Source organism: Paractinoplanes ferrugineus (genome assembly GCF_016862195.1).
In the GTDB taxonomy this organism is placed as follows: Bacteria; Actinomycetota; Actinomycetes; order Mycobacteriales; family Micromonosporaceae; genus Actinoplanes; species Actinoplanes ferrugineus.
Window position 1 is genome coordinate 157,280 of record NZ_BOMM01000009.1, and the last position, 13,381, is coordinate 170,660.

Here is a 13,381-nt window from a genome sequence, read left to right on the forward strand (position 1 = left end):
CTCCGTACGCTGTAAGGTGATAGGAGCACGATGCGCGGACCCGCAATCGAAGCAACCGGATTGACCAGGCGTTTCCGGGACACGACAGCCCTCGACCACGTCGACCTGTCGGTCCCCGCCGGCACTGTGCACGGGCTGCTCGGGCCCAACGGCGCCGGCAAGACCACCGCCGTGCGAATCCTCAGCACCCTGCTGCGACCCGACGCCGGCACCGCTCGGGTGGCCGGGCACGACGTCGTCCGCGAGGCCGACCGGGTGCGCGCCCGGATCGGCCTGGTCGGCCAGCGGGCCGCCGTCGACGAGGAGCTCAGCGGCCGGCAGAACCTGGAGATGTTCGGCCGTCTGCACCACCTCGGGGGGCCGGCCGCCCGGCGCCGGGCGGCCGCGCTGCTCGACCGGTTCGACCTGGCCACGGCCGCCGACAAGCCCGCCTCGACATATTCCGGTGGCATGCGCCGGCGCCTCGACCTGGCGGCCGGTCTGCTCATCGGCCCGGCCGTGCTGTTCCTCGACGAGCCGACCATCGGCCTCGACCCGCGCGGCCGCAACGAGGTGTGGCGGGAGATCCGCGCCCTCGTCGCCGACGGCACGACGGTGCTGCTGACCACGCAATACCTGGAGGAGGCCGACCAACTCGCCGATGGTCTCACGGTGCTCGACCACGGCCGGGTGATCGCCGCCGGCACCCCCGACGAGCTCAAGGGCGCCGACCACCTCGACGTCGTGGTCCGCGCCGCCGAGCAGGTGGCGAAGGCGGCCGAGCTGCTGGCCCGGATCGGCACCGGCGAACCGCGGATCGATCCCGACCAGCGGCGGGTGAGCGTGGCGATCGCCGACCGGGTGGCCGCCCTGACCTCGGCCGCCCGCGAACTGACCGACGTCGAGGACATCTCGCTACGCCGTCCGACGCTCGACGAGGCGTTCCTGCAACTGACGGGAAAAGGCCGATGACCGCGTACGTCATGGACAGCTGGACCCTCACCCGCCGCACGCTGTTGCAGTGGCGCAACCAACCGGCCCAGCTCGGGTTGGGTCTGCTCTTCCCGGTGATGGTGCTGTTGATGTTCGCCTACCTGTTCGGTGGCGCCATGTCGGTGCCGGGCGGCGGCGGCTACCGCGAGTTCCTGCTGCCCGGCATGTTCGTGTTGACCATGGCGTTCGGCCTCGAGTCCACGTTCCAGGCGGTCAGCACCGACGCCGGGCGGGGTGTCACCGACCGGTTCCGGACCATGCCGATCTCGGCCGCCGCCGTGCTCACCGGCCGCACCGTCGCCGACATGCTCAACGCCGTGGTGAGCCTGACCGTGCTGATCGCCTGCGGCCTGGCGGTCGGCTGGCGCTGGCACGAGGGTGCGGTCAACGCCCTGCTGGCGGTGGGCCTGCTGCTCCTGCTGCGCTACGCCCTGCTGTGGGTCGGCATCTGGCTCGCGCTCGTGGCCGGCAAACCGGAGATGCTGATGGCGGTGCAGATCCTGGTGTGGCCGCTCGCCTTCCTGTCCAGCGTCTTCACCGCGCCGGACACCATGCCGGGCTGGCTCGGCACGATCGCCACGTGGAATCCGCTGTCCGCCACCGCGTCGGCGACCCGCGAGTTGTTCGGCAATCCCGGGCCGGGCGGTGAACTGTGGCCGGCGGTCGGGTGGCCGGCCGTGACGCTGGCGGTGTTCGTACCGCTCGCGGTGCGCCGTTATCGGCGTTTGACCTGATCTGGCGGGTCAGGAATTCGTCGGTGACTCTCAACCAACTTTGAGAATTCGCTCCTACAGTCGATGGATGCAGCCTGTGATCACGGTGCGGGGCGACGGTCCGCCGGCGCCCCCGCCGGAGCCGCCGCGGCGCCGCTGGACCATGCCCGGCCCGGCCGCCCGGCGCAGGCTGCTGATCGGGTTGCTCGCGGTGTGGGCGGTGGCGATCACCGCGTTGGTGCTCTTCCGGGGCGACCGGGAGACCACCGCGGCGCCCGCTCAGCCGAGGCCGTCGGTGTCGTCGGATGCCCCGCTCACCGTCGCCGAGGTCTATCAGACAGTGCTGCCGTCCGTCGTCCGGATCACCTCGACCGGCAAGGCCGGCGGCAACAGCATGACCGAGTCGGCCACCGGCACCGGCGTCATCGCCAACGCCAACGGCACCGTCCTCACCGCCGCCCACGTGATCGACGGGGCCGTCGCCATCAAGATCACCTATGCCGACGGCACCACCTCGGCGGCCGAGGTCGCCAGCAAGAACGACGCACAGGACATCGCCACCCTGGCCCCCGCCCAACTGCCCGAGACCCTGGTCCCGGCCACGCTCGGCGGCGGCCTGCGGGTCGGTGACGAGGTCGTGGCCATCGGCAACCCGCTCGGACTCAACTTCAGCACCAGCGACGGCGTCGTCTCCGGCCTCGACCGCACCATGGCCCGGGAGCGGGGCGGCACCATCTCGGGGCTCGTCCAGTTCGACGCGGCGGTCAACCCGGGCAGCTCCGGCGGCCCGCTCGTCAACGACCGCGGCCAGGTCTCCGGCATCGTGGTGGCGCTGGCCAACCCGACCGAGGCGGGCACCTTCATCGGCATCGGATTCGCCGTCCCGATCGGCGCCGCGCTCGGCGCGACCGGCGAGGGCAACGGCCGGACGCCACCACTGTAGAGAGCAGGGGACAACCGCATGAACTGGAGCGACGCCGCGGTCCCGGCCGCGTCCGCCGGCCCGATCGAAAAGGTGCTCTACGAGGTCAAGAAGACCATCGTGGGCCAGGACATGCTCCTGGAACGGCTCATCGTGGCGGTGCTCGCCCGCGGCCACATCCTCGTCGAGGGCGTGCCCGGCCTGGCCAAGACACTCGCCGTGAAATCGCTCGCCACCGCGATCGGGGGCGACTTCCACCGCGTGCAGTTCACCCCCGACCTGGTGCCGGCCGACATCGTCGGCACCCGCGTCTACCACCAGCCGACCGGCGAGTTCCAGGTGCAGCTGGGCCCGGTCTTCACCAACCTGCTGCTGGCCGACGAGATCAACCGGGCCCCCGCCAAGGTGCAGAGCGCCCTGCTCGAGACCATGCAGGAACGGCAGGTCACGATCGGCCGCGAGACCCACAAACTGCCCGACCCGTTCCTCGTGATGGCCACCCAGAACCCGATCGAGAACGAGGGCGTCTATCCGCTGCCCGAGGCGCAGGTCGACCGCTTCATGATGAAGGTGGTGGTCGGCTACCCGAGCGCCACCGAGGAATTCGTCGTGGTCGAGCGGGCTCTGCAGCCCGCCGCGGCGATCCAGCGCATCATCGACCCGGAGACCTTGGTGCGGCTCCAGCAGCAGACCGATCAGGTGTACGTCGATCCGTCGCTCATCGAGTTCGCCGTTCAGCTCGCCCATGCCAGCCGGGATCCGGCCCGGATCGGCCTCGGTGACCTAAGTCGTTACGTGACGTTCGGGGCCAGCCCGCGCTCGTCGATCAGCCTGGTCCTGGCCGCCCGCGCGCTGGCCTTCGTCCGGGGCCGCGAATACGTCGTGCCCGAAGACCTCACCGACCTGGCCGTCGACGTGCTGCGGCACCGTCTGGTGCTGTCCTACGAGGCGCTGTCCGACGAGGTCACACCCGACGTGATCCTGCAGAAGATCTTGGCCAACCTGGCCGTCCCGGAGCCGGCCGGCCGGGGCCGCTGATGGTCACCCCCGCACCGGAGCGCCTGCTGCGGCGCCTGGAGTGGCGGCTTGGCCGCCGGCTCGACGGGCGGTTGCAGGGCGCCTATCGCACGGTGTGGCACGGCACCGGCCTCGACTTCACCGACCTGCGGCTCTACACCCCCGAGGACGACGTCCGGCACATCGACTGGAACGTGACGGCACGGGCCGACGAGCCGCACGTGCGCCTCTACACCGAGGATCGTGAGATGACGGCCTGGCTGGTCATCGACCGATCGGCCTCGATGCGGTTCGGCCGGGAGGCGGGCAAGGAGTCGACCGCGACCGAGCTGGCCGTCGCCCTGGGGCGGGTGGTGTCGCAGGGCGGCAACCGGGTCGGCGCGATCCTTTTCGACAACGACAGTCACCTGGTGATCCCGCCGCGCGCCGGCCGCGACCAGATCCTGCGGATCACCCACGAGCTGCTCCGCGCGTCCGGCCGGAAGACCAGGGGCAGAACAACCGATTTGTCGAAGATGCTCAGTCTGGCGGCGACCACGACCGCCAAGCGTCGCAGCCTGATCTTCGTCATGTCCGACTTCATCGGCGACCCCGGCTGGGGCCGGCCGCTCGCCCGGCTGACCCACCGGCACGAGGTGGTCGTGATCCGGGTCGTCGACCCGGCCGAGCTCGACCTGCCCGACCTCGGCGTCATCCTGGTCGAGGACGCCGAGACCGGGGAGCAGTTGCTCGTCGACACCAGCGATCCGCTGCTGCGTGGTCGGCTCTCCGCCCAGGTCGACGCCCGCGAGCGGGAGCTGACCGAGGGCATGCGCAGGGCCGGCGTCGACGCCCACCGCGTCACCACCGACCAGGACCTCCTGTCGGCCCTGGTCGACCTGGTCCGCCGTTCCGGAAGGGTGCGCCGGTGACGTTCCTCCACCCGCTCGTGCTCGCGGTCGCTGTGCTGGTCAGCGGGGCGGCCATCACCGCGTACGTCATCCTGCAGCGCCGCCGCACCGCCGCCCTGACCGCCGCGGGTTTCGGCGCCATCACCGGCAGCGGGCGCAGAGCCGCCGTCCGGCGCCATCTGCCGTACGCGTTGCTGCTCGCCGCCCTGCCGATCCTGCTTGTCGGACTGGCGAGGCCGCAGGCCGAGGTGGCCGTGCCGCACGTGTCCGGCACCGTGCTGCTCGCGTTCGACATCTCCAACAGCATGAAGGCCGCCGACGTGCAGCCGTCCCGGCTCGCCGCCGCGCAGAAGGCGGCGGCCGAGTTCGTCGAACAGCAACCCGACTCCGTCGACGTGGGCGTGGTCGTCTTCGGCGAACAGGCGCTGCTCACCCAGGCGCCGACCGACGACCACCCGGCCGCGGTCGCCGCGATCAACCGGGCGGCGGCGAGCGGCGGCACCTCGATCGGCCAGGCCATCCTGGTCGCCCTCGGCACGATCACCGGCAAACCGGTGACGCTGCCGGCCGACGGCGCGCCCGCTCCCGACCTCGGTTACTGGCCGTCGGCGACCATCGTGGTCTTCTCCGACGGGCAGGACACCGGCGGAGCCGACACCACCACGGCCGCGGCCGAGCTGGCGGCGGCCGCCGGCGTGCACATCCAGACCGTCGGGGTGGGCACGGTCAAGGGCGGCACTGTCGAGGTCGACGGCTACCAACTCGCCACCACCCTCGACGAGGCGTCGCTGAGCGGGATCGCCCAGGTCACCGGCGGTTCCTATCAGCAGGCCGGCGACGCGGCCACGCTCGCCGACACCACCAAGTCCATCGACCTGCGCCTGACCAGCAAGAAGGAACCGCTCGAGTTGACCGCGCCGTTCGCCGGCGCCGCCCTGCTGCTGCTCGCGCTCGGCGCGCTGCTCGGCACCCGCTGGCACGGGAGGATCGTCTGATGTCGCTCAGCTGGCCGTGGGCGCTGCTCGCGCTCGGCACCGTGCCGTTGATCCTGGCGGTGCGCTGGTGGATGAACCGGCGGCGGAAACGCTCCGCGGTCACCGTCTCCAGCGTCGCCCTGATCAAGGCCGCGATTCCCGGCCGCAGCGCGTGGCGGCGGCGGGTGCCGGTCTGGCTGTTCCTGGCCGGGCTCATCGCGATGGCGGGCGCGCTGGCCCGGCCGCAGGCGTCGATCGCGGTGCCGTCCAACAACACGTCGATCCTGCTGGCGATCGACGTGTCCGGCTCGATGTGCAGCACCGACGTCGACCCCAACCGGCTGACCGTGGCCACCGAGGCCGCGCAGAAGTTCATCAAGGAGCAGAACGACGGCACCCGGATCGGGTTGGTCGCCTTCTCCGGCATCGCCGGTCTGCTGGTCGCCCCGACCACCGACAAGGACTCGCTGCTCGACGCGATCGGCACCCTGAAGACGGCCCGCGGCACCGCGATCGGGCAGGCCATCCTCACCTCCATCGACGCGATCGCCGAGCACAACCCCGATGTGGCGGCCACCGGTGTCGACCTCGGTGACGTGGCGCCCGGCCCGCTCGGCGACTTCCAGCCCGACACCATCGTGGTGCTCACCGACGGCTCCAACACCACGGGCGTCGACCCGGTCACCGCGGCCGCGCAGGCGGCGGCCCGGCGCATCCGGGTCTTCACGATCGGCTTCGGCACCACCGAGCCGGCTCAGATGGTGTGCTCGCCCAGCCAGGTGAGCGGCGATTCGTTCGGCGGCCGGGGCGGCTTCCCCGGCGGCGGGTTCGGCGGGCGCGGCGCCGGGCGCAACCAGGAGATCGACGAGGACGCGCTGCGGGAGGTCGCGGACACCACCGGCGGCCGCTATTTCCGGGCCGAGGACTCCGACCAGCTCGCCGACGTGCTCGGTGACCTGCCCAAGGAGATCGGCCTGCACGAGCAGGAGGTCGAGATCACGGTCTGGTTCGTGCTGGCCGGCGTGCTGCTGACGTTCACCGGCGTGTTCCTGGCGATGTGGTGGTCCCAGCCGCGGGCGCCGGTGCGGCGGTGAGCCGGTTGGCGTGTTCCCACAGGCGGTTGTGGTCGACGTCGTTCAGGTCGCGGCCCTCGTCGATGCGGGCGGTGAACGGGCGAGCCGTCGTGGCCGCCGAGGCCCACGGGGTGACCGTGTTGAAGCCGGCACCGATCAGGCTGTCCCGGATCACCAACTGCCCGTTCGGGGTGCTGCCGGGCAGGTAACCGGTCGCGCTCGCACCCTGGTCCCAGGCCCGGCCCAGATATCCGGTCGGGGCCGTCTGGTAGGCCGCGTCGGCGGTGATCCGGGAATGGGTGACGAGGAAACCGTACGGATAGTTGGGTGCGGTGTTCGGCGCGAAGATGACGCCGCCACCGGCTTTGCGCGAAGACACCAGGTGGAAGTGGGTGCCGGTGAAGACCGCGGCGGCCCGCCCGAAGACGAAGTCGGTGTCGCCCTCGAGGTAGGTGTCCCGCACCGACACCCGGGCGATGCGGGTGACGTCGTCGGCATTGGCCAGGAACGTGTCCTGCCGGGAGATCAGCCGCATGTTCTCCAACTGGGTGCGGTCGGCGTCGGTGCGCAGCGCGAGCGCCTGGTGGGTGCCCCGATCGACGGTGTCGAGCAGGGTGTTGGTGATGGTCAGGCCCTTGAGCTGCAGGTCGGTGCTCTGCGCCCAGACGACGGTGGCACACAGGCCGGCGGTGGCGCTGGTCTTGGTGGCGCACGACCGGAACATCGGCCAGGCCGGGTCGCCCTCGGCATAGCGGCCGGCCGCGTTGACCTGCTCGGCCCAGACGGCGGGCGTGACCGTCGCATCGATGGTGAATTCGAGGCGAACCTCGGCCGGGCGGCCCAGGCCGAAGATCGTGAGCGGCGGCGTGCCGGCCGGGATGAAAACCGTGCCGGTGTACGTGCCGGGCAGCACCCCGATCCAGCGACGGGCGGCACCACCGTCCCTGAACGCCGCGTTGACCGCCTGCTGCACGCTCGCGAAGCCGTGGCCGCCGACCAGGTAGTCAGGGCGGCCGGTGGCTATCGGTTTGGGCCGCCACGGGTCGGCGACCGGTGCACTGTAGAGGCCGGAGTAACGCAAGTAGGTCTCCGGAGTGAACGGCTCGGCCTCGGCCTTGGACAGGACCGGCCGAGTCGTGGTGCCCGGCGCCGTCTGTCCCGAGATCGCAAAAGCCATCGCCGCCACCGCCGCCGTCATCGCCTGCATCATCGAGTCTCCTCAGGAATGCGCTTACCTCAGGGGTTTCGACAAATCATACAATCGAATTATGTCGATGCGTTGCCCCGAACGCCGATGCATCCAGGCACCCCCTTTGATCCGTTCGAGGCCGATTTCCCGTATGTTCGCTTACCGATCCGCCCCGAGATCGTTCGACGGAATTCAGGCCCCGACATGACCACACCCCCGTCCACCCCGAGCGAGTCCCCCGACTCGGCACCCGAGCCCGCCTTCGGCTCCACCGCCGACGGCGACGCCGAGCGGGGCGAAACCGCCCTGGTCCGCCCGTACGTCAAGACCACACCGGCGCCCCGCGACCCGGCCGACGCGCCCACCGTGATCCAACCGGCGATCGTGGACGACACCGCCGTACTCGACACCGTCCCGGCCGGCCCACCACCCCGCCGGCGCCCCAGCACCCGCCGCATCCTGGCGTGGCGCATGCTGGCCCTGGTCGGCGGTCTGGCGGCGGCGCTCACCGTGGCCGGCTTCCTGATCTTCGCGCCGAAGCCGACCACCACCCAGCCGAGCACCGCACTCCCCCAGATGCCGCACGGCCAACCAGGCGCCGCCGCTCCGACCTCGGCCCGGCCGTCCACCCCGGTCTCGTCGTCGCCGAGCCCTTCCGCATCGACCTCGCCCAGCGCTTCGACATCAGCCTCGGTGGCCACGTCCGCTCCGGTCAGCACCCCGCCGTCCACCCCCGCCTCGGTCACGCCCACTCCGCCGGCCACCGACCGCACCGGCTCGGTGACCGCCGCGAGCGGCCGATGCCTGGCCATGGGCGGCCTGTTCGCGATCGACGGCAGTCCTGTCACGGTCAACAGTTGCGCCAACATCGACTACCAGCACTTCACCCTGGCCGCCGACGGCACCCTGCGGGTAAGCGGCAAATGCGCCGAAGCCACCAACGACGGCACCGTACGCATCGACGACTGCGCCGGCGAAACCAGCGCCCAGTGGCGCACCGGTGCGTCGAAAACCCTTGTCAACCCCGCAACCGGCCAGTGCCTGACCGACCCGGGCTCGCTCGGCGGAACCACGAAGGTCGCCAGCTGCACCGGCGCCGCCAACCAGACCTGGTCCCTCCCCTAGTCCCGCCCGCACCCCGTTCCAGCTGCCCGCCTTCATGATCAAGTTCACTTCGTGGGAGGCGTGCCCGAAATGCGGGAGCTGAGCATGGTCCTTGGGAGTTTTATCGCCTTGCTGAGCTGAGCCGCGCACAACTTCATTGAAGTTGTGGTGGACATGCTTTCAGCCGGCGCCCGCGGAAGCGATCGGAGCCCCGGTGTCCGCGCGACTGGGCCGGCCTGCTGCAGAAGGTCGCCCTTCCGGCATTCCGGACACGCTCCGGCCGGCTCGTCGTCAAATCGTCGGCTGACCGTGACCGAGGGACCACGAGGTCGACGGACCACATCGGACATCGTGTGCGGCGCCGCGGGCCGAACGTGAGGCACTGTCGGGGGACAGCTGAACCCGCGGGAGGGACCCGAATGGCAGAGATGGACGTGGCACTCAAGGACGCTATGCAGATCAGTGGCGCCATCGGGGTCGCCCTCGTCGACCACACGAGCGGGATGGCGCTGGGCACGGTCGGCGGTGGCAAGGATTTCGACCTCACCACCGCCGCGGCCGCCAACACCGACGTGATCCGGGCCAAGCTGCGGACCATGGAGATGCTCGGCCTGCGCGAGTCGATCGAGGATGTGCTCGTGACGCTCGATTCGCAGTACCACCTGATCCGGCCGCTCACCGCGCGCTCAGGGCACGGGCTGTTTCTCTATCTCGCGTTGTACAAGGACCGGGCCAATCTCGCCATGGCCCGGCATCAGCTGCGCAACATCGAGCAGGCCCTGGAGATCTGAGGCCGGTCTAGGGCTGTACGGGGTTCCAGCCGTCGGCGCCGGCCAGGTATTTCTGCGAGGTGTAGCCGGCCGCCGTCGACGCGCTCATCTGGGGGCGGTCGCTGGTGCCGTGGGTCGCCCCGGCGCCGGTGTTGTTGTATTCGTTGAAGCGGCAGGTCTTCCACGAGAAGCCGCTCATGTCCTGCCACGCACCGGCTTGGCGGATGTGGCCGCCCAGCGTCGACTCGCGGATCAGCACCTGGCCGATGGCGTCGGCGGCGTTGCCCGCGTGCCAGCAGCGGCCGAGCGCGACGGTCTGGGTCGCCGAGGGGCCCTGCAGGGTGGAGCGGGTGATCAGGATTCCGTAGCGGTTGGTGGCGTTGGTCGCCGCCGCGGTGACGAAGCCGTTGTTGCTGCTGCCGCGGTCCAGTGACTTGATCGTCGTGCTGTCGATGACGACCGCGCCGTTGCCGTAGATGAAGTCGACGTCGCCTTCGATGTAGCTCTTGTAGACGTACTGCCGCACCTGCTTGCTGCCGGTGCCGCCCCAGGACAGGAAGGTGTCCTGGCGGCCGAGCAGGCGGACGTTGCGGTAGACCTGCCGGTCACCGCCGGCGTACAGGGCAAGGGCTTGACTGCCGATGCCGTACGTGTTGGCGATGGTCACCCCGGTGATGGTGGTGTTGGCCGCCAGGTTGAGCACGGTCGCGCTGCCGGTGGCGCCGCCGGTGGACTGCGGCACGTTACCGGTGATCACGATGTCGGACGAGGTGCCGGTGGCGCCTTTGATGGTGATGCCGGACTTGGCCGCCGGGATGGAGACCTGACCCCGGTAGGTGCCGGCTTTCACCGAGATGGTGTCGCCGGACTTGGCGGCGGACAGGGCGGCCTGGATGGTGGTGTAGTTGCCCGATCCGTCGGTGGCCACCACGTAGGTGGTGGCGGCCTGGGCGGCCGTGGCCGTCGCCACCAGGGCGACGGCCGCGACGGTGAGCACTGCGAGCATGGGACGGCGCATGAAGGGACCCCCTCCGTGCCCGCGTTCCCACGACGCCGCGAGCCAGATAGACAATGTTGGATGCAATCTAGCCCAGGAAAGCGCTTACTCAAAGAACTTGAGGCTGAATCCCGTGTCGGTGTCGGAACCCGGAACGTTCGCTCGGCGGTAGGTCGTGTTGCCCCACCAGCAGAACGTCCCGGTGTACCAGTAGCGGTTGCTCCACGAGTAGGGCGTGCCTTTCGGCACGGCGTGGAACATCAGCGGAAAACGCGGTCCGGCCGGCGGCGACGTCGCGATGTCGCCGTTGAGGAGTACGAACGTGTGATGCCCCGGCCCGTTCACAGTGAGCGTCGGATCCCAGCCGGCCATCATCGTCGCGCGGTTGGACCCGAACAGGCAGCCGTTGGACTTGTACCAGTCCCAGACGTAGGTCGGATCGCCACCGGCCCGCAGCCGCAGGTCGGCCAGGCAGTACTGATCGCTCCAACTGCCGTTCGTCGAGTACACGACGTGCAACTGGCCGGTCGGATCCTTGATCGCCTCCGGGGACTCGTTGATGAACGGGTTGCCGACGACCCGCTCCCAGCCCTCCCGTGGTTGCGAGATGACATACCGGGCGCCGGTCGGCGTGGTCGGCGAGCCCATCCGGGCGATGTAGAGGTTCTGCTCGACGTCGGTGTCGGCGGCCCAGCCCGACCAGACGAACCACCGCTGCCCGTTGAAGCTGAACATCGTGCCGTCGATGGCCCACTTGTCGTCGGGCAGCGCCAGCTGCGTCTCGCCGCCGTAACCGCGGTCCGCGACGGCCGAGCTGATCACGAACATGCGGTGGGCGGAGCCGGCACCGGCGGTGAAGTAGATGTAGAAGCGCCCGCCGTCGGTCACGATCTCCGGCGCCCAGACCTCGCCGCGGCCGCGGCTGTCGGTCCAGACCACCCGAGCGGTGGCGGAGGCGAGCGCGTCGGTCGAGCCCGCTTGGCGTACGGCGATGCCGCCGCCGGTCGACTGCACCGAGATGTACGTGCCACCGACGCGCAACACGCTCGGGTCGGCCGCCCGCAGACCGGTCTGGCCGGCTTCGGCACCTTGCGCGAGCACCGTCGTGCCGGCCAGCGCGAGCAGCAGCGCCCCGGCCGCGATCAGGACTTTCCGCATGGTTCACATCCGTCGGGGATGGCCTCCGGTTCGACGCCGCGAACGGGGATGGCGTCCGGCTCCGGCCGCGCGGAGGCTTGTCGGGGGTGCGGCCCGAGCGCTTTTCGTACTGTTCAGCGTGTCTTTTACAACGTTAGAAGTCAATGTCTGTGCGGACCGACGGGTCAGACCGCGATCGAACCGGTCGGATCGAGGCCCAGCCACTCGGCCAGGGACTCGATCTCGCGGCCCACCTCGGTCTCGTCGACCGGCTCGTCCTCGTGGATCGCGTCGACGCGCAGCACGCCCGCCTTCCGGTCGGCGGTGGCGTCGACCTTGCCGACCAGGCGGTCGCCGTCGAGGATCGGGAGCGCCCAGTAGCCCCAGCGGCGGCTCGCGGCCGGCTTGTACATCTCCAGCTGGTAGTCGAACTCGAACAGCTCGAGCATCCGCTTGCGGTCGTAGATCAGCCGGTCCAGTGGGGACAGCAGGGCCACCCGGCCCTCGAACGGCTGGTCCAGCTGGGCGGGATCGACCCGCCACTTACCGCGTACGCCATCGATCTGGGCCTCCTCCCCCGCCTCGCCGACGCCGTTCGGCTCGATCATCGTCTCCGCCGCCCGGGCCCGCGCGATGCCCAGCGCCGTCAGGCGCCGCTCGTCCCGCCGGCGGCGCGCCTGTTCCGGTTCGACCGCGGGCAGCCCCGGATAGACCCGCTCGGCCAGGTCGAAGCGGCGCTCGCCGCCGTTGCGGGAGGACACCGCCACCTCGCCGCGGGCCAGCATCGTCTCCAGCATCTGCATGACGTTGCGGTCGTTGTTCCAGCCCGTCGACTTCCACGGCACCACGCACGTGTCCGGGATGTCCCGCGCGGCGGTCGGCCCGTCGGCGGCGAGGCGCGCCAGGATGTCGCGGCGGCAGGCGTCGTTGGCGCGCACCCACTCCAGCCGCCCAGCCCGCCAGGCGGAGTCGCCCGGCCAGGCCGCCATGTCGGCCGAGAAGAGCGGTAGATCGCCGGCCGGGCGCACCATCCCCTGAAGTTCGAGCAGTTCACGCGCTTGCAGAGCCTGAGTCAGGTCGGCCGGCGAATAGGCCGGACCCAGTCGGCTCCAGGCGATCAGGTGATGACTCGGCGCGACCGCGGCCGTCTGGTCGTACTGCAGCAGGGTCAGGCCGTGCACGACGTCGAGCAGGCTGTCCGGCCGGGCCGCGTCGAGCAGTTGCGCCCGCACCGCGATCCGCCGCGCCTCCGGCCGGGAGAGTTGATGAGCCACAGGAAGAGTGTCCACATCGCGCCATGACGTTTGTGCGGCAGGTTTGGGTCTTTTGATAATAGATCCCACGTATTCAAAATTTGAACCGCTGCCCCACCACCGGTTGCCCGAAGGAGACCCACCATGTGGCAACGGTCAGTGCCGCCCGACGCCCCGATCGGCGTCGCGGCCCCGGTGGGGTCGCCCAGGACCCCGGCCGCACCCACCCGAGCGATCCAACGCCGCCCCCTCCGCAGCCCCCTGCGGTTCTCTTCGGCCTGGCCCCACGCAACGGTGCCAACGCCCATCTCCGCCGTCGACCGCATCGCCCCCGCGATCGATGTCCGGAATGTCGCGGAGGTGCGGCCGG

The 13,381-nt window shown here is 70.5% G+C and carries 13 protein-coding genes; 9 read left to right on the forward strand and 4 right to left on the reverse strand.

What is annotated here, in order from left to right; genetic code table 11:
- Positions 1–30: 30 nt before the first annotated feature.
- The 7 genes from Afe05nite_RS07225 (at position 31) to Afe05nite_RS07255 (ending at position 6,582) form a co-directional block, all read left to right on the forward strand.
- Positions 31–951, forward strand: coding sequence for an ATP-binding cassette domain-containing protein (locus tag Afe05nite_RS07225; protein ID WP_203816181.1), 921 nt, complete (start codon positions 31–33; stop codon positions 949–951).
- Complete coding sequence (locus Afe05nite_RS07230) at positions 948–1,706, forward strand: ABC transporter permease (RefSeq protein WP_203816182.1); 759 nt, start codon at positions 948–950, stop codon at positions 1,704–1,706. The genes Afe05nite_RS07225 and Afe05nite_RS07230 overlap by 4 nt, the downstream gene beginning before the upstream one ends.
- A 67-nt stretch (positions 1,707–1,773) precedes the next feature.
- Complete coding sequence (locus Afe05nite_RS07235; protein ID WP_203816183.1) at positions 1,774–2,628, forward strand: S1C family serine protease; 855 nt, start codon at positions 1,774–1,776, stop codon at positions 2,626–2,628.
- 18 nt (positions 2,629–2,646) lie between these two features.
- Positions 2,647–3,645, forward strand: coding sequence for an AAA family ATPase (locus tag Afe05nite_RS07240; RefSeq protein WP_203816184.1), 999 nt, complete (start codon positions 2,647–2,649; stop codon positions 3,643–3,645).
- Positions 3,645–4,535: a DUF58 domain-containing protein gene (locus tag Afe05nite_RS07245; RefSeq protein ID WP_203816185.1), complete on the forward strand. Its 891-nt coding sequence runs from the start codon at positions 3,645–3,647 to the stop codon at positions 4,533–4,535. The genes Afe05nite_RS07240 and Afe05nite_RS07245 overlap by 1 nt, the downstream gene beginning before the upstream one ends.
- The gene (locus Afe05nite_RS07250; protein ID WP_203816186.1) at positions 4,532–5,509 is read left to right on the forward strand and encodes a VWA domain-containing protein; all 978 of its coding nucleotides are present in this window, start codon (positions 4,532–4,534) and stop codon (positions 5,507–5,509) included. Before Afe05nite_RS07245 ends, Afe05nite_RS07250 begins: the two co-directional genes overlap by 4 nt.
- Positions 5,509–6,582, forward strand: a complete 1,074-nt coding sequence (locus tag Afe05nite_RS07255; protein WP_203816187.1) for a VWA domain-containing protein — start codon at positions 5,509–5,511, stop codon at positions 6,580–6,582. The genes Afe05nite_RS07250 and Afe05nite_RS07255 overlap by 1 nt, the downstream gene beginning before the upstream one ends.
- Here Afe05nite_RS07255 and Afe05nite_RS07260 read toward each other — a convergent pair.
- Complete coding sequence (locus tag Afe05nite_RS07260) at positions 6,524–7,771, reverse strand: putative acyl-CoA thioester hydrolase (RefSeq protein ID WP_203816188.1); 1,248 nt, start codon at positions 7,769–7,771, stop codon at positions 6,524–6,526. The two genes, Afe05nite_RS07255 and Afe05nite_RS07260, sit on opposite strands and share 59 nt — an antisense overlap.
- Before the next feature lie 183 nt (positions 7,772–7,954).
- Here Afe05nite_RS07260 and Afe05nite_RS07265 point away from each other — a divergent pair, with 183 nt between their 5' ends.
- Positions 7,955–8,875: a ricin-type beta-trefoil lectin domain protein gene (locus Afe05nite_RS07265; protein WP_203816189.1), complete on the forward strand. Its 921-nt coding sequence runs from the start codon at positions 7,955–7,957 to the stop codon at positions 8,873–8,875.
- A gap of 398 nt (positions 8,876–9,273) precedes the next feature.
- Positions 9,274–9,645 (forward strand): hypothetical protein, encoded by a 372-nt coding sequence (locus Afe05nite_RS07270; protein ID WP_203816190.1) that lies wholly within the window; start codon positions 9,274–9,276, stop codon positions 9,643–9,645.
- A gap of 7 nt (positions 9,646–9,652) precedes the next feature.
- Here the strand turns inward: Afe05nite_RS07270 and Afe05nite_RS07275 are convergent, their stop codons facing one another.
- The 3 genes from Afe05nite_RS07275 to Afe05nite_RS07285 form a co-directional block, all read right to left on the reverse strand.
- Entirely contained in the window at positions 9,653–10,642 is a 990-nt protein-coding gene (locus tag Afe05nite_RS07275) for a pectinesterase family protein (RefSeq protein ID WP_203816191.1), read from the reverse strand.
- 84 nt (positions 10,643–10,726) lie between these two features.
- Entirely contained in the window at positions 10,727–11,779 is a 1,053-nt protein-coding gene (locus tag Afe05nite_RS07280) for a glycoside hydrolase family 43 protein (RefSeq protein WP_203816192.1), read from the reverse strand.
- Between the two features lie 164 nt (positions 11,780–11,943).
- On the reverse strand, positions 11,944–13,032 hold the full coding sequence (locus tag Afe05nite_RS07285; RefSeq protein ID WP_203816193.1) for a DNA glycosylase AlkZ-like family protein: 1,089 nt from the start codon (positions 13,030–13,032) through the stop codon (positions 11,944–11,946).
- Positions 13,033–13,381 lie beyond the last annotated feature (349 nt).

Excerpts from the sequence above, each read along its gene's own strand:
- Afe05nite_RS07225 (WP_203816181.1), top strand. The coding sequence starts at position 31 with ATGCGCGGACCCGCAATCGAAGCAACCGGATTGACCAGGCGTTTCCGG.
- Afe05nite_RS07270 (WP_203816190.1), top strand. The coding sequence starts at position 9,274 with ATGGCAGAGATGGACGTGGCACTCAAGGACGCTATGCAGATCAGTGGC.
- Afe05nite_RS07265 (WP_203816189.1), top strand. The coding sequence starts at position 7,955 with ATGACCACACCCCCGTCCACCCCGAGCGAGTCCCCCGACTCGGCACCC.
- Afe05nite_RS07255 (WP_203816187.1), top strand. The coding sequence starts at position 5,509 with ATGTCGCTCAGCTGGCCGTGGGCGCTGCTCGCGCTCGGCACCGTGCCG.
- Afe05nite_RS07275 (WP_203816191.1), bottom strand. The coding sequence starts at position 10,642 with ATGCGCCGTCCCATGCTCGCAGTGCTCACCGTCGCGGCCGTCGCCCTG.
- Afe05nite_RS07240 (WP_203816184.1), top strand. The coding sequence starts at position 2,647 with ATGAACTGGAGCGACGCCGCGGTCCCGGCCGCGTCCGCCGGCCCGATC.
- Afe05nite_RS07280 (WP_203816192.1), bottom strand. The coding sequence starts at position 11,779 with ATGCGGAAAGTCCTGATCGCGGCCGGGGCGCTGCTGCTCGCGCTGGCC.
- Afe05nite_RS07245 (WP_203816185.1), top strand. The coding sequence starts at position 3,645 with ATGGTCACCCCCGCACCGGAGCGCCTGCTGCGGCGCCTGGAGTGGCGG.
- Afe05nite_RS07235 (WP_203816183.1), top strand. The coding sequence starts at position 1,774 with ATGCAGCCTGTGATCACGGTGCGGGGCGACGGTCCGCCGGCGCCCCCG.
- Afe05nite_RS07230 (WP_203816182.1), top strand. The coding sequence starts at position 948 with ATGACCGCGTACGTCATGGACAGCTGGACCCTCACCCGCCGCACGCTG.
- Afe05nite_RS07260 (WP_203816188.1), bottom strand. The coding sequence starts at position 7,771 with ATGATGCAGGCGATGACGGCGGCGGTGGCGGCGATGGCTTTTGCGATC.